Annotated in this window: 17 protein-coding genes, 6 tRNA genes and 1 pseudogene; 16 read left to right on the top strand and 8 right to left on the bottom strand. The window is 54.2% G+C overall.

All coding sequences use genetic code 11. The features are described from left to right. Nucleotides 1-39 precede the first annotated feature (39 nt). The 7 genes and pseudogenes from QOT07_RS06035 to nagE all read right to left on the bottom strand — a co-directional run. Nucleotides 40-114, bottom strand: a pseudogene (locus QOT07_RS06035) (NAD-dependent epimerase/dehydratase family protein); the annotation flags it as partial. A 48-nt stretch (nt 115-162) separates the two neighbouring features. Beyond that, nucleotides 163-1,308, bottom strand: coding sequence for an MFS transporter (locus tag QOT07_RS06030; protein ID WP_099065040.1), 1,146 nt, complete (start codon nt 1,306-1,308; stop codon nt 163-165). A 76-nt stretch (nt 1,309-1,384) separates the two neighbouring features. Further along, nucleotides 1,385-4,042, bottom strand: coding sequence for a beta-N-acetylhexosaminidase (locus QOT07_RS06025; RefSeq protein ID WP_283602717.1), 2,658 nt, complete (start codon nt 4,040-4,042; stop codon nt 1,385-1,387). Nucleotides 4,043-4,056: 14 nt separating this feature from the next. After that, complete coding sequence (gene chiQ / locus QOT07_RS06020; RefSeq protein ID WP_099065038.1) at nt 4,057-4,383, bottom strand: ChiQ/YbfN family lipoprotein; 327 nt, start codon at nt 4,381-4,383, stop codon at nt 4,057-4,059. 47 nt (nt 4,384-4,430) lie between these two features. Beyond that, nucleotides 4,431-5,834 (bottom strand): chitoporin ChiP, encoded by a 1,404-nt coding sequence (chiP, locus tag QOT07_RS06015; RefSeq protein ID WP_099065037.1) that lies wholly within the window; start codon nt 5,832-5,834, stop codon nt 4,431-4,433. 581 nt (nt 5,835-6,415) lie between these two features. After that, nucleotides 6,416-8,080 (bottom strand): glutamine--tRNA ligase, encoded by a 1,665-nt coding sequence (glnS, locus tag QOT07_RS06010; protein WP_283602716.1) that lies wholly within the window; start codon nt 8,078-8,080, stop codon nt 6,416-6,418. Between the two features lie 241 nt (nt 8,081-8,321). Beyond that, nucleotides 8,322-10,268 (bottom strand): PTS N-acetyl glucosamine transporter subunit IIABC, encoded by a 1,947-nt coding sequence (nagE, locus tag QOT07_RS06005; protein ID WP_207976137.1) that lies wholly within the window; start codon nt 10,266-10,268, stop codon nt 8,322-8,324. Between the two features lie 334 nt (nt 10,269-10,602). Here nagE and nagB point away from each other — a divergent pair, with 334 nt between their 5' ends. The 12 genes from nagB (at nt 10,603) to QOT07_RS05945 (ending at nt 19,164) form a co-directional block, all read left to right on the top strand. Next, nucleotides 10,603-11,403, top strand: a complete 801-nt coding sequence (nagB, locus tag QOT07_RS06000) for a glucosamine-6-phosphate deaminase (RefSeq protein ID WP_012005664.1) — start codon at nt 10,603-10,605, stop codon at nt 11,401-11,403. An 18-nt stretch (nt 11,404-11,421) separates the two neighbouring features. Continuing rightward, complete coding sequence (gene nagA / locus QOT07_RS05995) at nt 11,422-12,561, top strand: N-acetylglucosamine-6-phosphate deacetylase (RefSeq protein WP_261415487.1); 1,140 nt, start codon at nt 11,422-11,424, stop codon at nt 12,559-12,561. Between the two features lie 27 nt (nt 12,562-12,588). Next, nucleotides 12,589-13,809: a DNA-binding transcriptional regulator NagC gene (gene nagC / locus QOT07_RS05990; protein ID WP_085115592.1), complete on the top strand. Its 1,221-nt coding sequence runs from the start codon at nt 12,589-12,591 to the stop codon at nt 13,807-13,809. A 67-nt stretch (nt 13,810-13,876) separates the two neighbouring features. Then, a complete protein-coding gene (locus tag QOT07_RS05985; RefSeq protein ID WP_085115591.1) occupies nt 13,877-14,629 on the top strand; it encodes an HAD-IIA family hydrolase in 753 nt (250 codons plus the stop codon). A 300-nt stretch (nt 14,630-14,929) separates the two neighbouring features. Further along, entirely contained in the window at nt 14,930-16,384 is a 1,455-nt protein-coding gene (chiC, locus tag QOT07_RS05980; protein ID WP_219015586.1) for a chitinase ChiC, read from the top strand. Between the two features lie 289 nt (nt 16,385-16,673). Continuing rightward, a complete protein-coding gene (asnB, locus tag QOT07_RS05975; protein ID WP_099065033.1) occupies nt 16,674-18,338 on the top strand; it encodes an asparagine synthase B in 1,665 nt (554 codons plus the stop codon). A gap of 220 nt (nt 18,339-18,558) precedes the next feature. Beyond that, nucleotides 18,559-18,635: transfer RNA gene (locus QOT07_RS05970), tRNA-Met, on the top strand. Nucleotides 18,636-18,645: 10 nt separating this feature from the next. Next, nucleotides 18,646-18,730, top strand: a tRNA-Leu gene (locus QOT07_RS05965). A 29-nt stretch (nt 18,731-18,759) separates the two neighbouring features. After that, nucleotides 18,760-18,834, top strand: a tRNA-Gln gene (locus QOT07_RS05960). A 47-nt stretch (nt 18,835-18,881) separates the two neighbouring features. Then, nucleotides 18,882-18,956, top strand: a tRNA-Gln gene (locus QOT07_RS05955). 37 nt (nt 18,957-18,993) lie between these two features. After that, a tRNA-Met gene (locus QOT07_RS05950) sits at nt 18,994-19,070 on the top strand. Nucleotides 19,071-19,089: 19 nt separating this feature from the next. After that, nucleotides 19,090-19,164, top strand: a tRNA-Gln gene (locus tag QOT07_RS05945). Nucleotides 19,165-19,267: 103 nt separating this feature from the next. On the opposite strand, the gene ubiF is transcribed toward QOT07_RS05945, so the two are convergent. After that, the gene (gene ubiF / locus QOT07_RS05940) at nt 19,268-20,449 is read right to left on the bottom strand and encodes a 3-demethoxyubiquinol 3-hydroxylase (RefSeq protein ID WP_207976141.1); all 1,182 of its coding nucleotides are present in this window, start codon (nt 20,447-20,449) and stop codon (nt 19,268-19,270) included. Between the two features lie 322 nt (nt 20,450-20,771). Between ubiF and miaB the strand changes: the two genes are divergently transcribed. The 4 genes from miaB (at nt 20,772) to ybeY (ending at nt 24,488) form a co-directional block, all read left to right on the top strand. Continuing rightward, nucleotides 20,772-22,208 carry a tRNA (N6-isopentenyl adenosine(37)-C2)-methylthiotransferase MiaB gene (gene miaB / locus QOT07_RS05935; protein ID WP_207976143.1) on the top strand — a complete coding sequence of 479 codons (1,437 nt, stop codon included), beginning with the start codon at nt 20,772-20,774 and terminating at the stop codon, nt 22,206-22,208. A 203-nt stretch (nt 22,209-22,411) separates the two neighbouring features. After that, nucleotides 22,412-22,747, top strand: a complete 336-nt coding sequence (locus QOT07_RS05930; RefSeq protein ID WP_261432736.1) for a zinc ribbon domain-containing protein YjdM — start codon at nt 22,412-22,414, stop codon at nt 22,745-22,747. 215 nt (nt 22,748-22,962) lie between these two features. Next, complete coding sequence (locus tag QOT07_RS05925; protein WP_085115586.1) at nt 22,963-24,018, top strand: PhoH family protein; 1,056 nt, start codon at nt 22,963-22,965, stop codon at nt 24,016-24,018. Next, on the top strand, nt 24,015-24,488 hold the full coding sequence (gene ybeY / locus QOT07_RS05920; protein WP_085115585.1) for an rRNA maturation RNase YbeY: 474 nt from the start codon (nt 24,015-24,017) through the stop codon (nt 24,486-24,488). The genes QOT07_RS05925 and ybeY overlap by 4 nt, the downstream gene beginning before the upstream one ends. Nucleotides 24,489-24,566: the final 78 nt, after the last annotated feature.

Genomic DNA, 24,566 nt, shown 5'->3' with positions numbered 1-24,566 from the left:
CTGAACACCAAAATCCTTTTTTTTATTCAGCCCCTCTCCATCACCGTATTCCAACAGCGCCAACACCGTATGCGAGCCGATATAACCGGCGCCGCCCGTCACCAATATAGCCATCATATATCCTTGTTTGTGTTTAAAATAAACGACTCACTCAGAAACCACCTAAACTTCCCGGGTCTTAAAACCGACAGGTAAAGCAATACAAAGCAGTAATATGGCTAACAGATAAACGGAGGAATGTGGCCCGTACTCGGTCAGGATCCCTTGTAATATTCCGGCCAGGATCACGCCGGTAGAAATGCTGTTGGTGAATAACGTGGTGGCCATACCCGCCCGTTCCGGCATTAAATCCTGGAAATACAGCATGCCGACGGTGGCAATAATGCCGATAAAAATGGCGTTAAACAGCTGCAAAGCCAGTAACCCGGTGGTCGAGGTAAACCACAGCATCCCGGCATAAAACACGATGCCGGCCACCATGGCCCCCGCCATCATCAGGCGCTTGCCCACTCGGTTTACGTAACGTCCCACCAGGATCATGATGGGGATTTCGATTGCGGCGGCGATGCCCATCATCCAGCCGGTCAGACTTTGCGGCAAACCCAGCTCGGCCGTGATATACAGCGGCACATCAATCAGATACATCGCGCTGCAGGTCCACATCAATACCGAGGCGAAAAACAGCAGGCTAATGTCTTTATCGAAGACTGTTTTTTGCTGTATGGCGACGTCATCGCCCACCACGGGGCGAGCGACCTCGGGCAATATCCACCAGGCCAGCAGTGTGACCAGCAGAAATATGCCGGCGGCAAAAATAAACATCGCCGTGAAGCCATAATTCACCACCAGCATAAAAGCCAACGGCGGACCAAAAACCCAGGCCAAAGAAAGTTGGGCGCGCATGATGGCGCTGAACATAGCGACGTTTTGCGATGAACGCTCCCCGTACTCTCGTGCCAGAGCGAATAATTGCGGTATCGCCGTATTGGCAATGGCGGTTAACAGCACGCCCGCCGTAATTAACGTCAGGTAATTGCGATTAAAAGCAAATAACAGACAGTTCCCTGCCGCCAATAAATAACAGATTAAAATCAAATAACGCCGGTCACGCTGGCGATCTGATTTTTTCGCCAATAAAAAACTGACAATAATGCCGACCCCGGCGTTAACCGCATAAAAAAAACCGACCCATAATGACGACACCCGCACCTCGGTGGTGAGGAATAGGCTTAGGGTCGGTATTTGCAGTGCCCCGGCAATCCCGGAAAAAAAAGCAACGACCATAAAGGTCAGCCGTATCGAATTCATCTCTGATTACCGTCGGTCGCTGCTGTTAACCATCAATAACGGCCCGCCTGCAAACAGACGGGCCGTGGCTCAGGGATTACACTTTCTCGGCGCGGCTATAGCGTTTGCCGTCTGGGCTGACCGCACGGATCAGCACCTCACCGGTGACGCCAGGCTTGACTTTGGCATCGTAACGCTGCCATTGCTTGCCACCGTCGGTGGAATACTCAATGCCCAGACCCGGCAACGAGATATTAGCCTCCAGTTTGCCCCCCATCACGCGGGCACCCGGCACTGGCAACCGATAACTCACGCCGCCCTTGTCCAGTTTCGCCAACTCTCGCTGGCCGAGGATATTGGCAAAACGCAGCCAGTCCCGATCCAGTTTTTGGCTGTCGATAAAGTGGGTTTCGCCACCTTTATATTCCCGACCCACCTTATAATCCTGCTCCCAATCCGCCCGATGCCATGCGCGCTCAGCCACTGACAAGGAACGCGGGAAGATCATGTACTCCATTTGATCGTCAGTGCGCTGAGTTTCACTCCACATCTGGGCGGAGATACCGTAAGCACCCGGCCACGGCTTGTCGCTCTTGGCGGTAAAGTGATTGCCATCGCGATCAACCGAAGTTTCGGCGTTCTGCGGCAGGTTGTTCGGGGCAAAGCTGAACATCTTCTGTTCGTCGCTGAAACGGGTGCCCCAGTAGTAACCGCGCTCGTCCGGGTTCACCTCATACGGGAAGTCCATGTAAACGTAATCCGGGTTGGAAAGGATCACTTCGTAACCTTTATTCGCCCAGTCGTTGGCGCTATCAAAACCGCCCCAATACAGCGTATCCCAGAAGTTAACCCCAACCCGTTGAGTGGCGAAGGCCTTGGCATTTTTCGCGTCTTTCAGGCCGTCCTGCCAGGCCTGCATTCTGTCGATGCCATGCGCTTTCACCAGTTGACTGACTTCCACACCAAAGTAGCTTGGCAGATGTTCCATATCGGCGACTTTGCCGTCTTTGATCATCTTTTGGCAGACCTGGGACTTCGCCCATGGCTTGTCTTCTTTGCTCTGATCGATAATGCCTTTGCCTGCTTCGGGCTTGGCCTGATCGGTATAGCCGGCACCCAAACGAATATTTTTCGCTTCGTCGCCGCCAAAGTGCCAGGTGCGCAACGGTTGCCCGGCCTCTTTGTGCATCTGGGCAATTTCGCCGATCACCTTGTCAACAAAGCGCTTGGACGAATCCAGGCATGGGTTAAGGTAACTTTGTCGATTGAAGTACTGCACCGAGGTGGTATTGGAGGTATCGGTCGGATCCACCAGGCGGAACTCATTGGCCTGCTGCTCTTTACCAGCGGCATGCAGCTTTTTATAGCGCGCCTCCATAGAGACCACGGCAGCGCGGGCATGTGCCGGCATATCGATTTCCGGGATCACTTCAATCTGGCGCGCCTGAGCGTATTTAATGATCTCGATGTAATCCTGACGCGAGAAGAACCCGCCATACACCTCTGGCCCCTGTCCGTACTGTGGCAACAGGCAGGTGGTTTCGCTCAGATCGTGGCAACGCTGGCCCCCGACTTCAGTCAGTTCAGGCAGGCCTGGAATGGCAATACGCCAACCTTCGTCGTCACTCAGATGGAAGTGGAATTTATTGAGCTTGTAAGCCGCCATTTGGTCAAGCAGGCGCAGTACCGCATCTTTATGATGGAAGTTACGCGCCACGTCGAGGAAGATGCCGCGATACTGGAAACGTGGTGCATCTTTGGCGTCGAGGGTAGCGATTTTAGCGCTGCCGTCGGTAGGTACCAGCGACAGAATGGACTGCAGGCCATAGAACACCCCGGCCTGATCGAAGCCAATCACCCGCGTTTCTTTATTGCCAATCTTCAACTCATAGGCTCCCGGCACCGCCAGCTCACCTTTGAATTTACCCGACTGAATATCGGTTTTGACAGGGTAGCCCGCCGCGTTATGGCTTACGCCCAACAGTGCGAAACGTTGGGTCGCCGCGTCCGCCGCCGGTTTGGACAACGCGCTCAGTTCCAGCGCAACGCCGTTGCTCAGATCCACATCTTGCGGATGCACTTTCACTTGCAGTGGCGTCGGTACAATCTGGCCGCGCAGCGAGGCTGCAGGCAAGGTTTTCAACTCGGCGTTTTTGGTAAAGCGGGAAGCCGGCGTCATCAGGATGTTGTTATCATCCTTGATGCGCTTCCACTGGTCGCCGGTAAAGGGCGTCACAAACTGGTTCAAATCTTCGGTATCGGTGTTGACCAGAATTTTTGGCTTGGCATCGCCCGAAGCGGCGTACCAACGGGGGACAAAGTCGGTTTTAAACAGCTGCCAATATTCGGCAATGATCGGGATTTCAACCGTTTGACCAGCCGAGAAGCCGGTAAATTTATCGGTCGGCTCCAGTTTGTACAGGTCGCCTGTCAGGTGAGCTATTTTGAACTGATCATTATCCACTCTCATGGTTTGACGGGCGCTGTGGAAGTAAATCGCCCAGTCGTGACCTTTAATCTCCTGATGATCGTTGGTCAGGCTGATCAATACCTTGTTGCAGGCTGCCCAGTCGGCACCCAATTTACCGCAATCCAGGCCGCTGTCGGCGGCCCGGTTATCAACCATTTTCAAATTCAATTTTAGCTGGCTTAGTTGATCCACCAGCGGCTGATTGGCCAACGCATTCCCCACGCTGCCAAATAATCCAACGGTTGCCGTTAATGCAGCAAGCGTACTCAATTTGAATTTGTTCATTTTTAGCATCATCCTTAATTATTGTTATCGTGGATCTCTTTCCAAATCTGGCCACACTTGGCGTCGTAGGCCTGGCCGTTACCGCTGTGAACTGCCTGAATACAGTTCTGATAATCCATCACTCGCACCGTTTCTTTCTCGGCGAACTGCTGGTGCTGCTTCTCTTGTTTCAGCACGTTCAGTACCGCCTGGCACGATTGCAATTTTTCCGGTGAACCTTCTGCGGTATTAATGCAGGCGCTGTAGGCCTGTTTTAGTTTGGCATCTTCCGGCGGTGCGGCGGGCTGCACACAGGCACTCAGCGTGACTGCCGCGGCTAACATCAGCATGATTTTTTTCATCAAAATTTTCCCTTTAAGTGTCCCCGGCGCAGCCGCCGGGGAACGCATCAGAAGATGGTGAATGGCGCGATAACCATAAACTTGACGTCTTTCTCGTCCTGGAAGATGTTGCCGTAACCACCGCCCCAGCTTGGGATGTTGGTGTGGTTGTCATACTGGGTGTAGTGCAGTTTCAGCAAGGTGCCTTTGGCGCGGCCTTCCTGAATGGTGTACATCGCGTCCAGGCTCCAGGCGCTCTCTTTCAGGCGCTGGCTCTGGTCATACATCGGGTTGGTGCTCGGCTTGGCATCCCAGGCGTAAACGTAAGAACCGCCAACCGCCATACCCGGCAGGTTCCAGTTGCTCAGGTCATACATCACCCCGGCGTAAACCGCTTTTTCGCCGTTGGCGTTGAAGTCGGAACGGTTATCCCACCAGACGTCGAGGCGGCCGTTGGAAGAGGCGTAGGTTGGGGTCATGCGTTGCAGGAAGTAGCCCTGATTACCTTCAGCCTTGACCATGGTGCCTTCCAGACGCCAGTTGAACTGGCCGGTGGTGTAACCAAAGGTCAACGCCTGCAGCCAGGCCAGGCCGTCGTAAATGCTGTTGGGGTCGTTCTTGTCGCTGATACGGTCTTCGGTACCGTAGAATTGATAGCTGGTGGTCAGCGGGTTGCCTACCAAATCAAACTTGTAAGATGCCTTGGTGAAGTACTGATTCACATAGCCCTGGGCCTGGCCGAAGGCCGCTTCCAGTACCAAATCATTTTTGAAGTCATACTTGGCACCCAGAGAGTGAAGATAGGAGACGCCGGTTTTTTTGTCGTTCTGGCGGAAGTCGTCCATCTCGATATGCCATGGTGCTTTGTACTTATTGGTCCACATGTAGGAGAAGCTCAACTCACCGGCATCACCGTAGTCAAACTTGGCTCCGGCCTCGGCCCCTTGATAGGTACCGGGCATAAAGCTCCAGTGTGGTGCCAGCAGGGTTTGTCCGCTTGGCTGGATATAACCGCCGCGCGCCCAGACAGGGCCATACTTGAATTTAGCCGCGGCTTTGTACAGGCTGATGCCGCCTTTATCGCCGGAATAGTCTTCATCATAGGTACGGTTTTTGGAAGAGAACGCAATTTCATTCGGGTGGCCGCTGGCGCTGGACTCGGCCAGTTCAATGGCGGTAAAGGCTCCGACGTCCACACCAAACATGTCCCAGGCATAGCCCGAAGCAAAATCCAGGCTCAGGTTGGCGGTCGAGTGCGACAGGTTGGTAGTGTATTCATTGTAATCGTCACTGGTCGGATTGAGATCTTTACGGTCACGCTCACGCTGCCAGTAATACACACCGCCGGTCATCGTGGAATCATCGATAAATCCTGCGGCTTTCGCCTCAGGGGCCATGGCAAACCCTGTTCCCAACAGCGCACCCGCGACTGCGAGCGCCAGCGTTTTACGCTGAGCACCGTGCGTACCCATAATGAAATTCCTCTTTGACTTAACTTTAAAAGTTGCAGTCGCCCGTGTTCACCACTGCCCTGCACGACCGCTAATAAAAAACCCAATCGGGTAAAAAAATATTGCTGACGGGCTCAAACCCCACAGCACTTATTGCTACAGACAGACTATTTTTCGCGACGCGAATTATCAAATGAATTATGAGAGAGATTTGTCAAAGTATGACAAAGAGCACATATCGATGAGATTATGTTACGTGGCTATGCAAAGAGGCTGTCGAATAAAAAATTCAATTAAATCAGAATAAATATTGATATCAGGTCAATCAGAGACGATTAATGGTTTCAGCTTAATCAAAAAAGTCAGTCAGAAGAAAAAACATGAGAGCGCTCTCTAAATGACATTAATTCGCATCGCGAATATATAAGGTGATGTTATATGACTGCTGATTTTTATCAAGAAATTGCTGGTACAACCGCCTGATTAAAATTTAAAAATAGATTGAGGAATTAAACGCTTTAACGGGGGAGAAAATGGGGCTGGCAGGCATAAAAAAAGCGCAACCGACGTTGCGCTTTATCGCGTTAGCTATTGATCAGCACTCAGGCGCCAATTTTAGCCCAGGTATCACGCAGGCCCACGGTGCGGTTAAACACCAGGTGCTCAGCAGAAGAGTCACGGCTGTCAGCGCAGAAATAGCCTTCACGTTCGAACTGGTAGGCTTTTTCCGGCTGTGCAACTGCCAGGCTTGGCTCCACAAAGCCGTGCTTGATCACCAGCGATTCCGGGTTGATGGTGGTGAGGAAATCCTCTGCCGCCGCTGGGTTTGGTACGCTGAACAGGCGATCGTACAGGCGGATTTCAGCCGGTAACGCGTGCTCGACAGAAACCCAGTGGATCACGCCCTTAACCTTACGGCCATCGGCAGGATCCTTGCTCAACGTTTCTGGATCGTAGCTGCAGAAGATAGTGGTAATTTCACCTTCAGCATCTTTCTCAATGCGTTCCGCCTTGATCACGTAAGCATTGCGCAGGCGAACTTCTTTGCCCAGAACCAGACGCTTGTACTGCTTGTTGGCTTCTTCACGGAAGTCGGCGCGATCGATATAAATCTCACGGCTGAACGGCACTTCGCGGCTGCCCATTTCCGGCTTGTTCGGGTGGTTAGGCATGGTCACCATTTCTACGCCGGTGGTCAGGTTTTCGATGATCACCTTCACCGGATCCAGCACGGCCATCGCACGCGGTGCGTTCTCGTTCAGATCTTCACGAATACAGGCCTCAAGCGCCATCATTTCGACGTTGTTATCCTGCTTGGTCACGCCGATACGCTGGCAGAACTCGCGGATGGATGCTGCGGTATAGCCACGGCGACGCAGACCGGAGACGGTCGGCATACGCGGGTCATCCCAGCCTTCAACGATGCTCTCGGTCACCAACTGGTTCAGCTTGCGCTTCGACATGATGGCGTACTCGAGATTCAGGCGCGAGAACTCGTACTGACGCGGATGACAAGGGATGGTGATGTTATCCAGCACCCAGTCATACAGACGGCGGTTGTCCTGGAACTCCAGCGTACACAGCGAATGGGTGATCCCTTCCAGCGCATCGGAAATGCAGTGGGTGAAATCGTACATCGGGTAGATGCACCACTTGTTGCCGGTCTGATGGTGTTCAGCGAATTTGATACGGTACAGCACCGGATCGCGCATCACGATAAAGGATGAAGCCATGTCAATTTTGGCACGCAGGCAAGCGGTACCTTCGGCGAATTCGCCGTTGCGCATTTTCTCAAACAGCGCCAGGTTCTCTTCCACGCTACGACCACGGTACGGGCTGTCTTTGCCCGGAGCCGTCAGGCTGCCGCGATATTCACGGATCTGCTCAGGCGACAGCTCGTCGACGTAGGCCAGGCCTTTGTTGATCAGCTCCACCGCATAGTTGTGCAGTTGATCGAAGTAATCTGAGGAGTAACGGACGTTGCCGCTCCACTCAAAGCCCAGCCACTCCACGTCGTGTTTGATCGACTCAACGAACTCGATGTCTTCTTTCACCGGATTGGTGTCATCAAAACGCAGGTTACATTGACCCTGGTAATCGCGAGCGATGCCGAAATTCAGACAGATGGATTTAGCATGGCCGATATGCAGATAGCCATTTGGCTCCGGCGGGAAACGGGTATGGACTGACGTGTGTTTCCCGGACGCCAGATCTTCATCGACGATCTGACGGATAAAATTGGTTGGGCGGGCTTCAGCCTCACTCATTTCATTATTCCTCAATGCAAAGCGCTACACATAACCGCCTATGATCCAACAAGCCACGCCCGGAAACAACCGTTTGTTTCACGAAAAATGCGCAACGTTGCACCGCGAGAGACCACAGCACCATGAGGGGGCAAACTTTGCCCATAAAAAAGCGGGAAGAGATTACTCTCTTCCCGCCAAAGGTAGGGTGCGTTCCGTCATGACTCGTTAAACACCCCGGGTACTACTCAGGTAAAACAGTTTATTTCTGGATCTCAAACAATTTGGTCTGGCCGGCAACCACAGAACCGGTGGCCAGCGCCGTCAGACCGGCGTAATCGTCAGAGTTACTGACCACTACCGGGCTGATCATCGAGCGGGCATTGGCGTTCAGGAATTCCAGATCCAGTTCAAGGATTGGCTGGCCGGCTTTCACCTCAGCACCCTCTTCAACCAGACGTTTGAAGCCCTGACCGTTCAACGCAACGGTGTCGATCCCCATGTGCACCACAATCTCCGCACCCTTGTCGGTTTCCAGACAGAACGCGTGGTTGGTGTTGAAGATTTTCACGATGGTGCCGTCTGCCGGTGCTACCACGATTTTGTCGGTCGGGCGGATCGCCAGACCATCACCCACCGCTTTGCTGGCAAAGGCTTCGTCAGGAACCTGTTCCAACGCCACCACTTCACCGGTGACCGGGGCCACCAGCGACTCGAAGGCGACCTTCGGTGCATTAGGCACGGCCTGCGATTTTACTGCACTCACGCCGGCTGCCGGCGCCACTTCTGCCGCAGGAACCGGGCCGGTCGCAATCACCGCACGCATACCGTCGGCAATGGCTTCAGCTTTAGAACCCACAATCACCTGAACGGTTTGTTTGTTCAGTTTCACTACGCCGGAAGCACCCAGGCGCTTACAGCTGGCATCGAGCACTTTGGAAGAGTCTTTAACCGTCAGACGTAAACGGGTGATACAGGCATCAATGCCGGTCAGGTTGTCAGAACCGCCGATGGCACCAATATAGCTGCGAGACAGTGCGCGCAGGCCTTCATCGGTATTGCTGTTGGCTTCAGGAGCGACAACATCGTCAGACGCATCTTCACGGCCCGGCGTTTTCAGGTTGAAGGCACGAATAATGACCGAGAACAGCACGAAGTACACCGCAAAGGCGACCAGGCCCATCAGGACCAGCATCCAGACGTTCTTGCTGGCGGCCGGCAAGTTGTACATCAACACATAGTCGATGGCACCCGCAGAGAAGGAGAACCCGGCGTGAATGCCCAGCAAGGTGGCTACAAACAGGCTGATACCGGTCAAAATGGCATGGACCAGGTACAGCAGCGGAGCCAGGAACATGAACAGGAATTCAAGCGGCTCGGTCACACCGGTCAGGAAAGCCGTCAGGGCAACGGACAGCAGCATACCGCCAACCATTGGGCGACGTTCTTTCGGCGCAGCGAAATACATGGCCAGTGCCGCACCCGGCAGACCAAACATCATGATCGGGAAGAAGCCGGACATGAACATCCCGGCAGTGCCGTCACCCGCGTAGAAGCGGTTGATGTCGCCGTGGAAGATGGTACCGGCAGCGTTGGTGAACTCACCAATCTGGAACCAGGCAATGGTGTTCAGCACCTGATGCAAGCCGGTTGGGATCAGCAGACGGTTAACGAAACCGAAAATACCGGAACCGATAGCGCCCATGGACACAATCCATTCACCGCCTGCATGAATAGCATTCTGCACCGGCGGCCAGATATAACCAAAGACGGCGGCCAGGATTAAACAGAAAAAGCCGGTAGCGATAGGGACAAAACGCTTACCGCCGAAGAAGGAGAGGAACTCTGGCAGTTTGATGCCGGACCAACGGTTATAGACCGCACCGCCCACCAGGCCGGTAATGATACCCGCCAACACGCCCATATTGATCGCCGGGTTAATGGTGACCATTGCTTTGGTCAGAATGAAGTAACCCACCGCGCCTGCCAATGCGGCCGAACCGGCATTGTCTTTCGACCAGGTTGCCGCCACACCGATAGCAAAGATTAACGCCAGGTTATCGAAGATTGATCCACCGGCCTGTGCGATAAACGAAATATTGAGTAAGTCAGGCTGGCCGAAGCGTAGCAAAAGCGCCGCAACGGGCAGTACTGCGATTGGCAGTTGCAACGACCTGCCCAATCTTTGGAAAAAGCCGAGTATGTTCACCTTAGTATTCCCCCTAATGCCCTTTTATGGGCTTTATCATATTTTACGCAAGCGCCATCACACACTGCGATTAACTCTGGACGAACGACAACACGTGGAGTGTAAAAAAATTATTTCGTATCGCAAATTAAAACCTCCTTTTTTGTGATTTATATCACCAAAAAGCAGTCTTAAGCTGCCACATTGCTAGCCATCACACAAAACTTATTTTATCATTAAAAAAATCATCGGACCTGACGCATCACGTGAGAATCATAAAGCTGGGTTAAGCTTAAGGCTCTCGTTCAGGCTCGAACCAGTATAGCTTTAGTTTACTTACCCCAAGAGGTGTTAGATGAGACTTATCCCACTGAAAGATACTGCACAAGTCGGCAAATGGGCCGCCCGCCATATCGTCCAGCGCATCAACGCATTCAAGCCTACTGCGGAGCGTCCGTTTGTTCTCGGCCTGCCCACCGGCGGGACTCCACTGGAAGCCTACAAACATCTGATTGCGATGCACAAAGCAGGTGAAGTAAGCTTTAAGCATGTGGTGACTTTCAACATGGATGAATACGTTGGCCTGCCGCAGGAACACCCGGAAAGCTATCATACCTTCATGTACCGTAATTTCTTTGATCACGTTGATATCCCAAGTGAAAATATCAACCTGCTGAATGGTAATGCGCCGGACGTTGACGCCGAGTGCCGCCAGTACGAAGCGAAAATCAAATCCTACGGCAAGATCAACCTGTTTATGGGTGGCGTTGGCATCGACGGTCATATCGCGTTTAACGAACCGGCTTCATCTTTGGCCTCTCGGACTCGCATCAAAACCCTGACTGAAGATACCCGTATCGCCAACTCCCGCTTCTTCGGCGGTGATGTCAGCCTGGTACCCAAGTTTGCCCTGACCGTCGGTGTAGGTACGCTGCTCGACGCAGAAGAAGTGATGATTCTGGTGACCGGCCACGCCAAGGCACAGGCGCTGGAAGCCGCAGTGGAAGGCAACATCAACCACATGTGGACCATCAGTTGCCTGCAGTTGCATGCCAAGGCCGTTGTGGTGTGCGATGAGCCATCCACCATGGAACTGAAAGTCAAAACCGTTAAATATTTCCGCGAGTTAGAAGCGGAAAGCGTTAAGAGTCTTTAATTCTTGCAGGGGGCTACGATGTTCGCTTTAACCCACGGCCGTATTTATACCGGCCACGACGTACTTGACGACCACGCAGTTGTTATCGCTGATGGGCTGATTGAACGAGTCTGCCCGCTGGCTGACCTGCCGGCCGGCATTGAAACGCGCGATCTGGGTGGCGCTATCCTGGCCCCCGGTTTGATCGACGTGCAGCTTAACGGCTGTGGCGGCGTGCAATTTAACGATTCGCTGGAAGCCATTTCGGAACAGACGCTGGAGATCATGCAGCGCGCCAACGAAAAATCCGGCTGTACCAGCTATCTGCCGACGCTGATCACCAGCAGCGACGAATTTATGAAGCACAGCATCGAAGTGATGCGCGCTTATCTGAAAAAACACCCCAATCAGGCGCTTGGCCTGCATCTGGAAGGGCCGTACCTCAGCCCACTGAAGAAAGGCACCCATAACCCGGCGTTTATCCGCAAACCGACCAGCGAGATGATCGACTATCTGTGCGCCAATGCCGATGTGATCACCAAGGTCACGCTGGCGCCGGAAATGGTGGAGCCCCACTTTATCAAGCAATTGACCGAGGCCGGCATTGTGGTGTCCGCCGGGCACTCGAATGCGACTTACGATCAGGCCCGTATCGGTTTTGCCGCCGGTATCACCTTCGCCACTCACCTGTACAACGCCATGCCATATATCACCGGGCGTGAACCGGGGCTGATGGGGGCGATTTTCGACACACCTGAGGTCTATACCGGCATTATCGCCGACGGCCATCACGTGGCCTGGGCGAGTATCCGTAACGCCAAGCGCATGAAAGGTGATAAATTGGTGCTGGTCACCGACGCCACCGCGCCGGCAGGTGCCGATATCGACCAATTTATTTTTGCCGGTAAAACAATATACTATCGTGATGGGCTGTGCGTGGACGAAAACGGCACCCTGAGCGGCTCAGCGCTGACCATGATTGACGCGTTAAAAAACAGCGTTGAGCACGTCGGTATTGCGTTGGACGAAGCACTGCGCATGGCGACGCTGTATCCGGCGCGCGCTATCGGCGTGGACCACCGTTTAGGCACTATCGAAGCCGGTAAAGTGGCGAACCTGACCGCATTTACCCGTGATTTTAATATCACCAAGACGCTCGTTAACGGTAACGAGGTTTAATTTAATGAATAGCGAGTAAAATTATTGATGAGTACTGGCGGACAGGCACAGATAGGGAACGTTGACTTAGTCAAGCAACTCAACGGCGCGGCGGTTTACCGTCTGATCGACCAACAAGGGCCGATCTCGCGCATTCAAATTGCCGAACTGAGCCAGCTAGCGCCCGCCAGCGTCACTAAAATTACTCGCCAGCTGTTGGAGCGCGGGCTGATCAAAGAAGTCGATCAGCAAGCCTCTACCGGCGGCCGCCGCGCCATTTCCATTGTCTCCGAAACCCGGAATTTCCACACCGTGGCCGTGCGCCTCGGTCGGCACGACGCCACCATCACCCTGTACGACATGAGCGGCAAATCGCTCGGTGAAGAACACTACCCGCTGCCGGAACGCACCCAGGAGACACTGGAAAACGCGTTGTTTATCGCCATTGCCCAATTTATCGAAAACTATCAGCGCAAGCTGCGTGAGTTGATCGCCATCTCGGTGATCCTGCCCGGTCTGGTTGACCCGGCGCTGGGCGTGGTGCGTTATATGCCCCATATCAGCGTCAACAACTGGGCGCTGGTAGACAACCTGCAGCAGCGTTTTAACGTCACCAGCTTTGTCGGCCACGATATCCGCAGCCTGGCGCTGGCGGAGCATTATTTTGGCGCCACCCGCGACTGCGAAGATTCTATTCTGGTGCGTCTGCACCGCGGCACCGGTGCCGGTATTATCGTTAACGGCCAGATTTTCCTCGGCAACAACGGCAACGTCGGTGAAATCGGTCATATTCAGATCGACCCGCTGGGCGAGCGCTGCCACTGCGGCAACTTCGGCTGCCTGGAAACCGTCGCCGCCAACGCTGCGATTGAACACCGCGTGCGCCAGTTACTGACCCAGGGCTATCCCAGCAAGCTGACCCTCGACGATTGCAGCATCGCTGCCATCTGCAAAGCCGCCAACCGCGGCGACCTGCTGGCCAGCGAAGTGATCGAACACGTTGGCCGCTACCTGGGCAAGGCGGTGGCTATCGCCATCAACCTGTTTAATCCGCAGAAAGTGGTGATCGCCGGTGAAATTACCGAGGCAGAAAAAGTACTGCTGCCGGCAATCCAAAGCTGCATCAATACCCAGGTGTTGAAAGACTTCCGCAAAAATCTGCCGGTGGTCACCTCCGAACTCAATCATCGCTCGGCGATCGGCGCTTTCGCCCTGGCCAAGCGGGCGATGCTCAACGGCGTGCTATTACAGCGATTGCTGGAAAGCTGATCCGCCGCTTCAGGCAGGTGTGCTATCTTCGCGTTTTGCCTGCCGCAAATCATGAGAAACAGCAACAATGACAATCAAAAACGTTATATGTGATATCGACGGCGTGCTGCTGCATGACAACACGCCGGTTCCCGGCGCCGATCTTTTCCTGGCACGCATTCAGGAACAGGGCATGCCGCTGGTGGTGCTGACCAACTATCCATCGCAGACTGCGCAGGATCTGGCGAACCGCTTCTCCGCTGCCGGGCTCGAAGTGCCGGAAAGCGCGTTTTATACCTCTGCCATGGCCACCGCCGATTTCCTGCGCCGTCAGGAAGGTAAAAAAGCCTATGTGGTCGGCGAAGGCGCACTGATTCACGAGCTGTATAAAGCCGGTTTCACCATTACCGATATCAACCCTGACTTCGTGATTGTCGGCGAAACCCGCTCCTACAACTGGGACATGATGCACAAGGCCGCCTACTTCGTGAACAACGGCGCGCGCTTTATTGCCACCAACCCGGATACCCACGGCCATGGTTTTGTCCCGGCCTGTGGCGCGCTGTGTGCCCCGATCGAAAAGATCACCGGCCGCAAGCCGTTTTACGTGGGCAAGCCAAGCCCATGGATCATCCGCGCTGCGCTGAACAAAATGCAGGGGCACTCAGAAGAAACGGTGATCGTCGGTGATAACCTGCGCACTGATATCCTGGCGGGCTTCCAGGCCGGTCTGGAGACCGTATTGGTACTGTCTGGTGTCTCAACGCTGAACGATGTAGAAACCATGCCGTTCCGCCCGAGCTATATCTTCCCTTCGGTTGCCGATATCAATATTTTCTAATGCCTGCGGTGGCCATCACGGCCACCCTTATACCCGTCATACTTGAAGCTGCATTTTTGTTGGCTGCGTTTATGCGCCCCAGTCACATAGTTATCTATGCTCCTGTGGACTTACAAACTTGCCGCCTCAATGCAACTCCAATTATTTAGGGTATATTCCCCAAGTTGAATTTAATTTATTATTGGTCAATAAAGGTTTCACCCCAGCCTCGTTAAAAACCCGCACTATATATTTACGCCCCGCCAATAATAAACCTTGGCGGTCAGTGGAAATAATCTTACCTACCCTAACGAGGTTACCATGAGCACCAATAATATTATCAATGCACAAGCAGCAGATGACGCAGCCATCATGCCGGACATGACCAATAAAAAAATCATGATGGGTTTTTGGCACAACTGGGCCGCCGGTGCCAGTGACGGTTATCAGCAAGGGCAATTCGCCAATATGAACCTGACCGACATCCCGGCCGAATATAACGTGGTGGCCGTGGCGTTTATGAAAGGCGACGGTATTCCCACCTTCAAACCTTACAACCTGTCCGATACCGAGTTCCGCCGCCAGGTCGGCGTGCTGAACAGTCAGGGCCGTGCCGTACTGATTTCACTGGGTGGTGCAGACGCGCATATCGAATTGAAAACCGGCGACGAAGACAAACTGGCTAATGAGATTATCCGCCTGGTGGAAACCTACGGTTTCGACGGGTTGGATATCGATCTGGAGCAGGCGGCCATCGGCGCAGCCAATAATAAAACCGTTTTGCCAGCCGCACTGAAAAAAGTAAAAGCGCATTATGCCGCCGAGGGCAAAAATTTCATTGTCAGCATGGCACCAGAATTCCCTTATTTACGCACCAACGGCACTTACCTGGATTATATTACCGCGCTCGAAGGCTATTACGATTTTATCGCGCCGCAATATTATAACCAGGGCGGTGACGGCATCTGGGTTGATGAAGCCAATGGCGGTAAAGGCGCCTGGATCACCCAGAATAACGACGCCATGAAAGAAGACTTCCTGTATTACCTGACCGAAAGCCTGGTCACCGGCACCCGTGGTTATACCAAAATCCCGGCGGCCAAATTTGTTATTGGTCTGCCAACCAACAATGACGCTGCCGCCACCGGTTATGTGGTCGATAAAATGGCGGTCTATAACGCCTTTGCTCGTCTCGATGCCAAGGGTCTGTCGATCAAAGGCCTGATGACCTGGTCAGTTAACTGGGACAACGGCAAAAGCAAAGCTGGCGTAGCTTATAACTGGGAGTTTAAAACGCGTTACGCCGCGCTGATCCAGGGGGGTGTAACACCACCGCCGGGAAAGCCTGATGCGCCGACGGCATTGAACGCCACCGCGATCGCCTCAACGTCGTTGACGTTAAACTGGGCGGCCGCCAGCAGCGTCAATCCTGTTAGCCAATATACGGTTTACCGTAACGGCAGCGCGATCGGCCAGACCGGCGGCCTGTCGCTACAAGACAGCGGCCTGGCACCGGCGACTCAGTACAGTTACTTTGTCACGGCCACCGACAACCAGGGCAATACCTCGCTGCCGAGCAGTGCGCTGGCGGTGAAAACGGCTGACGGCGGTACACCACCCGATCCGAGCCCAAGCGAGTGGCAGAACAACCACAGCTATAAAGCCGGTGATGTGGTGACCTATAAAGGCAAGAAATACACCTGCCTTCAGGCCCACACCTCTAACGCGGGCTGGACGCCAGATGCAGCCTTTACCCTGTGGCAGTTGACCGCCTGATAGTCTGCAATGAGTTGCCGGTAAAATTCTCCGGCAACTCATCTATTCGTCAAAAAATTACATATCCGTCAATTTAAACCGCCATTAACTGAATATCCGCTAATTTTCGACCGACCCCAAACAACTATTTTTCAGCGCAGCGCTAAAACGCTTGCATCCCCTGCCGCTTTTGACGCATTTTCATAAACACAACGCAGCAAAACCGCGCCATCGTTGATGAGCCGGCCACGCTGCCTATAACAGCAAAAACAACATCACAGTCTAAAAAAGTCGTTAGGAGAGTCGGTATATGTGTTCTATTTTCGGTGTGCTCGATCTGAAGTCTGATCCCGTTGAACTGCGTAAGAAAGCGCTGGAGCTGTCCCGTCTGATGCGCCACCGCGGCCCGGATTGGTCCGGTGTTTACGCCAGCGATAAAGCCATTCTGGTGCATGAGCGCCTGTCGATTGTCGACGTCAACAATGGTGCCCAACCGCTGTACAACGCTGCGCACACCCACGTCCTGGCGGTTAACGGTGAAATTTACAACCACCAGGCGCTGCGCCAGCAGCTGAGCGATCGCTATGAGTTCCAGACCGGTTCCGACTGTGAAGTGATCCTGGCGCTGTATCAGGAAAAAGGTACCGACTTCCTCGACGATCTGCAGGGCATGTTTGCCTTCGCTCTGTACGACTCAGAGAAAGACGCCTACCTGATTGGCCGCGACCATCTGGGTATTATCCCGCTGTACATGGGCCATGATGAATTCGGCAACCTGTATGTCGCTTCTGAAATGAAAGCGCTGGTGCCGGTTTGTCGCACCATTAAAGAATTCCCGGCGGGCAGCTACCTGTGGAGCCAGGACGGTGAGATCCGCGAATACTACCAGCGTGACTGGTTCGATTACGACGTGGTTAAAGACAACGTGACCGACGCCAACGCCCTGCGCAACGCGCTGGAAGACTCGGTAAAAAGCCACCTGATGTCCGACGTGCCTTACGGCGTGCTGCTATCTGGTGGCCTGGACTCTTCAGTGATCTCCGCCATTACTAAAAAATACGCCGCGCGCCGTGTGGAAGATCAAGAGCGTAGCGAAGCCTGGTGGCCACAATTGCACTCCTTCGCCGTCGGCCTGGAAGGTTCACCGGATCTGCGTGCCGCTCAGGAAGTGGCTAACCACCTGGGCACCGTGCACCATGAAATTCATTTCACCGTGCAGGAAGGCCTGGACGCCATTCGCGACGTGATTTATCACATTGAAACCTATGACGTGACTACCATTCGCGCCTCTACCCCGATGTACCTGATGTCACGCAAGATCAAGGCGATGGGCATCAAGATGGTGTTGTCTGGTGAAGGGGCCGATGAAGTGTTCGGCGGTTACCTGTACTTCCATAAGGCACCGGATGCCCGTGAGTTCCACGACGAAACCGTGCGTAAACTGCTGGCGCTGCATATGTTTGACTGTGCGCGTGCCAACAAGGCGATGTCCGCCTGGGGTGTGGAAGCCCGCGTGCCGTTCCTGGATAAAAAATTCCTCGACGTGGCAATGCGTATCAACCCGAAAGACAAAATGTGCGGCAATGGCAAAATGGAAAAACATATCCTGCGTGAATGTTTTGAGTCCTACCTGCCGGCCAGCGTGGCCTGGCGCCAGAAAGAGCAGTTCTCTGACGGTGTTGGCTACAGCTGGATCGACACGCTGAAAGAAGTCGCTGCCAAGCAGATCAGCGATCAACAGCTCGAAACTGCACGTTTCCGTTTCCCGTACAACACGCCGAGCTCCAAAGAAGGCTACCTGTATCGCGAAATCTTCGAAGAGCTGTTCCCGCTGCCAAGCGCGGCTGAATGCGTACCTGGTGGCCCGTCAGTGGCCTGTTCTTCAGCGAAAGCCATCGAATGGGATGAGTCATTCAAAAAGATGGACGATCCTTCTGGTCGTGCAGTCGGCGTTCACCAGTCCGCCTACAAATAAGCGTCCTGCGTTTTATTCCCTGGGCGGGCCTTCGGGCCCGCCTTTTTGTTGATGTTTTCAACCATTAATTGTCTGAATTGATGATTTTATCGCCATAATGTTCACAACCCAGACAAACAACACATCCGGTCGCTTTTTCGGGAAAAAACTTGTTGACGCAAAACGGCCATATACGCATAATGCGCCCCGCAACGCCGATGAAGGTTGCGCGAAAAAAGATGGCTACGTAGCTCAGCTGGTTAGAGCACATCACTCATAATGATGGGGTCACAGGTTCAAATCCCGTCGTAGCCACCATCTTTTTTTTGCGGGAGTGGCGAAATTGGTAGACGCACTAGATTTAGGTTCTAGCGCCGCAAGGTGTGCGAGTTCAAGTCTCGCCTCCCGCACCATTTCTTTTCATCGAGTTGCAGGCATCAGATGGGGTATCGCCAAGCGGTAAGGCACTGGTTTTTGATACCAGCATTCCCTGGTTCGAATCCAGGTACCCCAGCCATTTTTTAAATGGTTTGATGCAGTAAGAAGGAGTTGAAAATTTGTTGATGGGGTATCGCCAAGCGGTAAGGCACTGGTTTTTGATACCAGCATTCCCTGGTTCGAATCCAGGTACCCCAGCCATCAACACTATTGACTTTTAAAGTAAAATATCGAAAATGGCTACGTAGCTCAGCTGGTTAGAGCACATCACTCATAATGATGGGGTCACAGGTTCAAATCCCGTCGTAGCCACCATATTTTACTGTTTTACAATTGGGGTGTCGCCAAGCGGTAAGGCTCTGGTTTCTGATACCAGCATACCCAGGTTCGAATCCTGGCACCCCAGCCACATTTAGAAAAGCCCGCTTCGGCGGGCTTTTTGCTGTCTGGCGTTCAGGTAAAATACGGGGTGATGAAGGCGCCGTACCCGACGCCCTATCCCGAATCCGCCGCTACAAGCCCAGTGCGTATTTCAGCGCATGTTCCTTCAGCTTGCCCGCCCGCTGGGCCGCCATCAACGCAATATTGCGTGCCACGCTTAACGGCGCCAAATTATTGCTGAAGGCGGTATAAAACAGATCCATACCGCTTTGCATCAGCAGGTTATCGGTACGGCGGCGACGCTGATAACGCATCAACACCGCTTCAGTGCTCCAGTCCTCGCCCTGTTCCCGCGCCTCACTCAATACCGCCAGCAAGGCTTCCACATCACGATAGCCCAGGTTCACCCCCTGCCCGGCCAACGGATTAATGGTATGCGCCGCGTCACCGAGCAACACCAGCCCCGGCAACACATAGCGTTGTGCATGACGGCGTGCCAGCGGGAAAGAACCGGCGGCGTGCACTTTCACCGCCCCCAGACGTGCAGGAAACGCCTCCGCGATTTCCCGCTCAAGCTGTGCCGGCGGCATCGCCTGTAACTGACGGATACGCTGCGGGCTGTCATACCACACCAGTGAAGCCCATTGATCGTACAGCGGCAGGAAAGCGCGTGGCCCGGAAGGGAAGAACTGCTGCCAGGTCACATCCTGCTGCGGCGCACCGGTTTCGACGGTGATCAGCATGCAGGACTGGCGGTACTGCCAACCGCTGGTGCCGATGGCCGCCAGATTACGCACCTGCGAGTTGGCACCGTCAGCCCCAACCACCAGACGCGCCTGTAGCGTCTCAGAAGAGTCCAGTGTCACTTGCCAATGGTCATCATTACGTTGCAGCGAACGCAGCCTGGCGGGGCAGCAGAGCGTCAGATTGTCGCACTGCTCCAGTTGCTGCCACAGCGCCAGTTGCAGAATACGGTTTTCCACCATAAAACCCAGTTCCGGCAGGCCGAGCGAAGCGGCGTCAAACGCCACCCGTGCCGATGCCCACTCCCAGGTTTCCAACCGGCGGTAGGGTGCGGTGCGCATCGCTTGCACCGCCGACCAGGCGCCGAGCTGCTTGAGCAACCCGACCGAGGTGCAGCCAATCGCGGAAATACGCAAATCCGGCGGGCTTTGCGCATCGAACGCCTGTGGTGCCTGATGTTCCAGCAAGGCTACCGACCAGCCGGCCTGCGCCAGCCCCAACGCAGCGGCCGCGCCGACCATGCCGCCACCTACCACCACCGCGTCATACCGTTTTTGAGAAGTGTTCATATTGGCTATTTTTTCTTGGTTAATTATCGCCATCCCCACCGACATGGCGTTTGGCATCAGTGTAACGGATTTTTAATTTGGCTTCAGGTCGCATGCCGTTTTCCCCGCGCTGGTCACAACGGCGTCAAATGTTTACAATATACCTGTCGTCTTTCAAGCTGCAGCGTTGTTGGCTGCATTCGCTCACCCCAGTTACTTACCTGAGTAAGCGCCTGGGGACTCCCGAACTTGCCGCCTAACTGCAACTTGAAAGCCATAAGTTATAAGCACCCTGCATGTCGCGTATCGCAACTTTCGCTCCGCACTGAGTAATGGCAAGTCAATGACCAAAAAACTACATATCAAAACCTGGGGCTGCCAGATGAATGAATATGATTCATCAAAAATGGCGGACTTACTGGGAAGCACGCACGGTTACCAATGGACCGACAACGCTGAAGAAGCCGACGTGCTGCTGCTGAATACCTGCTCGATCCGCGAGAAAGCGCAGGAAAAGGTTTTCGCCATGTTAGGGCGCTGGAAACTGCTGAAAGAAAAGAACCCGGCGCTGATCATCGGCGTGGGGGGCTGTGTGGCCTCGCAGGAAGGCGAACACATTCGCAGCCGTGCGCCCTGCGTCGACGTGGTGTTTGGGCCGCAAACCCTGCATCGCCTGCCGGAAATGCTCAACCACGTGCAGGGCACCCGCAGCCCGATCGTCGACATCAGCTTCCCGGAGATCGAAAAGTTCGACCGCCTGCCGGAACCCCGCGCTGAAGGCCCAACCGCCTTTGTCTCCATCATGGAAGGCTGCAACAAATACTGTACCTTCTGCGTGGTGCCTTATACTCGCGGTGAAGAAGTGAGCCGTCCAAGCGATGACGTGCTGTTCGAAGTCGCCCAACTGGCGGCGCAAGGCGTGCGTGAAGTCAACCTGCTTGGCCAGAACGTTAATGCCTATCGCGGTGCTACCTACGACGGCGACATCTGTTCGTTTGCCGAACTGTTGCGCCTGGTGGCGGCCATCGACGGGATCGACCGCATCCGTTACACCACCAGTCATCCGATTGAATTCACCGACGATATCATCGCGGTGTATGAAGACACTCCGGAGTTGGTCAGTTTCCTGCATCTGCCGGTACAGAGCGGCTCAGACCGCATACTGACCATGATGAAGCGCGCGCACACCGCACTGGAATACAAAGCGATCATTCGCAAACTGCGCAAGGCGCGGCCGGACATCCAGCTCAGCTCTGATTTTATTATCGGCTTCCCGGGGGAAACCCAGGCCGACTTCGAACAGACCATGAACCTGATTGCCGAGATTAACTTCGACACCAGCTTCAGCTTTATCTACTCGTCGCGCCCTGGCACCCCGGCGGCCGATATGGTGGACGACGTCAGCGAAGACGAAAAGAAACAGCGCCTGTATATCCTGCAGGATCGCATCAACCAGCAGGTGCTGCAGTTCAGTCGCAGGATGCTCGGCACCGTACAGCGCATTCTGGTGGAAGGCACCTCACGTAAAAGCGTGATGGAGCTGGCAGGCCGTACCGCCTGTAACCGCATGGTCAATTTTGAAGGCACGCCGGATATGATCGGCCAGTTCGTTGATGTGGAAATCACCGAAATCTTGACCAATTCACTGCGTGGCGCAGTGGTGCGTACCGAACAGCAGATGGACCTGCGCGTACATGAATCCCCGCAGTCGGTGATCGCCCGTACCCGCAAAGAGAATGCGCTGGGTGTCGGCATTTACCAACCTTCCCTTCATACTTGAAGCTGCATCTGTGTTGGCTGCGCACGCTCGCCCCGGTCACTTAGTTTTCTAAGCTCCCGGAGATTCACGTTCTTGCCGCCTTGATGCAGCGCCAATTATTTTGGGATGACAATTAGCACATACCCCTTTATTTCTCTGTCGGGCCATACGCCCGGCAATTTTTCTTTTTTTTATTTTTTTGATGATTAAAGAGGCGACATAGCATGCAACTCCCACACTGCCCGAAGTGCAATTCCGAATACACCTATCAGGACAACAACCTGTTTATCTGCCCTGAGTGCGCCCATGAGTGGAGCGACAGCGCCCCGGTAGAAGACAACGATGCCCTGATTGTCAAAGATGCCAACGGCAACCTGCTGGCCGACGGCGACGCCGTGACCGTAGTGAAAGATCTGAAGGTCAAAGGCAGCTCTTCGATGCTGAAAATTGGCACCAAGGTGAAGAACATCCGTCTGGTGGAAGGCGACCACAACATCGACTGCAAGATCGATGGCTTTGGCCAAATGAAGCTGAAATCCGAGTTCGTGAAAAAGAACTGATCCCCGGTCCCTATTCTCAAGTCAGTACGCGGCTGTTTTGGCCGCGTTTTTCCTCTGCCGCCCATTGAATTACACCGTCGGCGCACAGATAGATCATGGGTAAACTTGCGCCCGTGCTTCGCACCATGAATAATTCAAAGTAGAGAACCTCAGGGTTTGCCCTGAATGCGCGTACCGAAAATCAACCAGGCCCGATATGAGCCTTGAGGAATAGTTTGAACGTCGCAACACAAGAAATTTTGTTAGAGCCGGCAGACAATCAGCGATTGCTCAGCCTGTGCGGCCCGTTTGATGACAATATCAAACAACTCGAACGCCGGTTGGGCATTGAGATCAACCGTCGTGACAATCGCTTTAAGCTGGTTGGCAAGAACCTGTGCGTGGTAGCCGCCGCCGATATTCTGCGCCACCTGTATGTGGACACTTCCCCCATTCGCGGCGTGATCCCGGATATCGATCCAGAACAGATCCATCTGGCGATCAAAGAAAGCCGGGTGCTGGAACAGGTTGCCGACAGCGTGCCGGATTACGGCAAAGCGGTCACCATCAAAACCAAACGCGGCATGGTGAAACCACGGACGCCAAACCAGGCGCAGTACATCGCCCATATTCTCGACCATGACATTACCTTCGGCATTGGCCCGGCTGGTACCGGCAAGACCTACCTGGCGGTTGCCGCTGCGGTAGACGCGCTGGAACGCCAGGACGTACGCCGCATTATGCTGACCCGCCCAGCGGTCGAAGCCGGTGAAAAACTGGGCTTCCTGCCGGGGGATCTGAGCCAGAAGGTCGATCCTTATCTGCGCCCGCTGTACGACGCCCTGTTTGAAATGCTGGGCTTCGAGCGCGTGGAGAAGTTGATTGAACGTAACGTGATTGAAGTTGCGCCGCTGGCCTATATGCGCGGTCGCACCCTGAACGACGCGTTTATCATCCTTGATGAGAGCCAGAACACCACCATCGAACAGATGAAGATGTTCCTGACGCGCATCGGCTTTAACTCAAAGGCGGTGATTACCGGTGACGTGACGCAGATAGACCTGCCGCGCAACCAAAAATCCGGCCTGCGTCACGCGATAGAAGTGCTGTCGGACGTCGAAGAACTGAGCTTCAACTTCTTCCATAGTGAAGACGTGGTGCGTCATCCGGTGGTCGCCCGCGTGGTAATCGCCTATGAAGCCTGGGAAGCCGCCGAACAAAAGCGCAAAGATGCGATTGCAGAACAACGTCAACGTGAGGCGACCCTCGCCTCCGAGCAGGAGACACGATGAGTCAGGTGATTTTGGATCTGCAGCTGGCCTGTGCAGACAACAGCGGCTTGCCGGACGAAGCCACCTTCCAGCACTGGCTGGAAGGCGTGCTGCCGCAGTTTCAGGAAGAGGCCGAGGTGACCATTCGCCTGGTGGACGAGGCCGAAAGCAATGAACTGAACCTGACCTATCGTGGCATGGACAAACCGACCAACGTGCTGTCATTCCCCTTCGAAGCCCCTCCGGGCATCGAGCTGCCGCTGCTGGGCGATTTGATCATCTGTCGGCAGGTGGTTGAGCGTGAAGCCGTTGAGCAAGACAAGGCGCTGGAGGCCCACTGGGCGCATATGGTTGTTCACGGCAGCCTTCATCTGCTAGGGTATGACCACATCGAAGACGATGAAGCCGAAGAAATGGAGTCTTTGGAAACCGAAATCATGCACGGACTGGGTTACCCGGACCCGTACCTGGCGGAAAAAGACCCCCTCTGACGTCAGTTGATTTCCCCACAGCCCCTGTATGGGGCTGTCGCTGACTCCCCTAACTCTGACATGAGTGATATTAACTAA

Origin of the sequence: Serratia proteamaculans, assembly GCF_949794035.1 — a bacterium.
Classification (GTDB): Bacteria; Pseudomonadota; Gammaproteobacteria; order Enterobacterales; family Enterobacteriaceae; genus Serratia; species Serratia proteamaculans.
Note: the sequence above shows the minus strand (reverse complement) of the source record. Positions and strands in the feature narration are given on the sequence as shown.

Bases quoted from the DNA above. Each gene is read 5' to 3' on its own strand.
- QOT07_RS06025 (WP_283602717.1), bottom strand. From the start codon at position 4,042: ATGAACAAATTCAAATTGAGTACGCTTGCTGCATTAACGGCAACCGTT.
- asnB (WP_099065033.1), top strand. From the start codon at position 16,674: ATGTGTTCTATTTTCGGTGTGCTCGATCTGAAGTCTGATCCCGTTGAA.
- nagA (WP_261415487.1), top strand. From the start codon at position 11,422: ATGTTCGCTTTAACCCACGGCCGTATTTATACCGGCCACGACGTACTT.
- QOT07_RS06030 (WP_099065040.1), bottom strand. From the start codon at position 1,308: ATGAATTCGATACGGCTGACCTTTATGGTCGTTGCTTTTTTTTCCGGG.
- chiQ (WP_099065038.1), bottom strand. From the start codon at position 4,383: ATGAAAAAAATCATGCTGATGTTAGCCGCGGCAGTCACGCTGAGTGCC.
- glnS (WP_283602716.1), bottom strand. From the start codon at position 8,080: ATGAGTGAGGCTGAAGCCCGCCCAACCAATTTTATCCGTCAGATCGTC.
- nagC (WP_085115592.1), top strand. From the start codon at position 12,589: ATGAGTACTGGCGGACAGGCACAGATAGGGAACGTTGACTTAGTCAAG.
- QOT07_RS05985 (WP_085115591.1), top strand. From the start codon at position 13,877: ATGACAATCAAAAACGTTATATGTGATATCGACGGCGTGCTGCTGCAT.
- QOT07_RS05930 (WP_261432736.1), top strand. From the start codon at position 22,412: ATGCAACTCCCACACTGCCCGAAGTGCAATTCCGAATACACCTATCAG.
- ubiF (WP_207976141.1), bottom strand. From the start codon at position 20,449: ATGAACACTTCTCAAAAACGGTATGACGCGGTGGTGGTAGGTGGCGGC.
- nagB (WP_012005664.1), top strand. From the start codon at position 10,603: ATGAGACTTATCCCACTGAAAGATACTGCACAAGTCGGCAAATGGGCC.
- miaB (WP_207976143.1), top strand. From the start codon at position 20,772: ATGACCAAAAAACTACATATCAAAACCTGGGGCTGCCAGATGAATGAA.
- ybeY (WP_085115585.1), top strand. From the start codon at position 24,015: ATGAGTCAGGTGATTTTGGATCTGCAGCTGGCCTGTGCAGACAACAGC.
- chiP (WP_099065037.1), bottom strand. From the start codon at position 5,834: ATGGGTACGCACGGTGCTCAGCGTAAAACGCTGGCGCTCGCAGTCGCG.
- chiC (WP_219015586.1), top strand. From the start codon at position 14,930: ATGAGCACCAATAATATTATCAATGCACAAGCAGCAGATGACGCAGCC.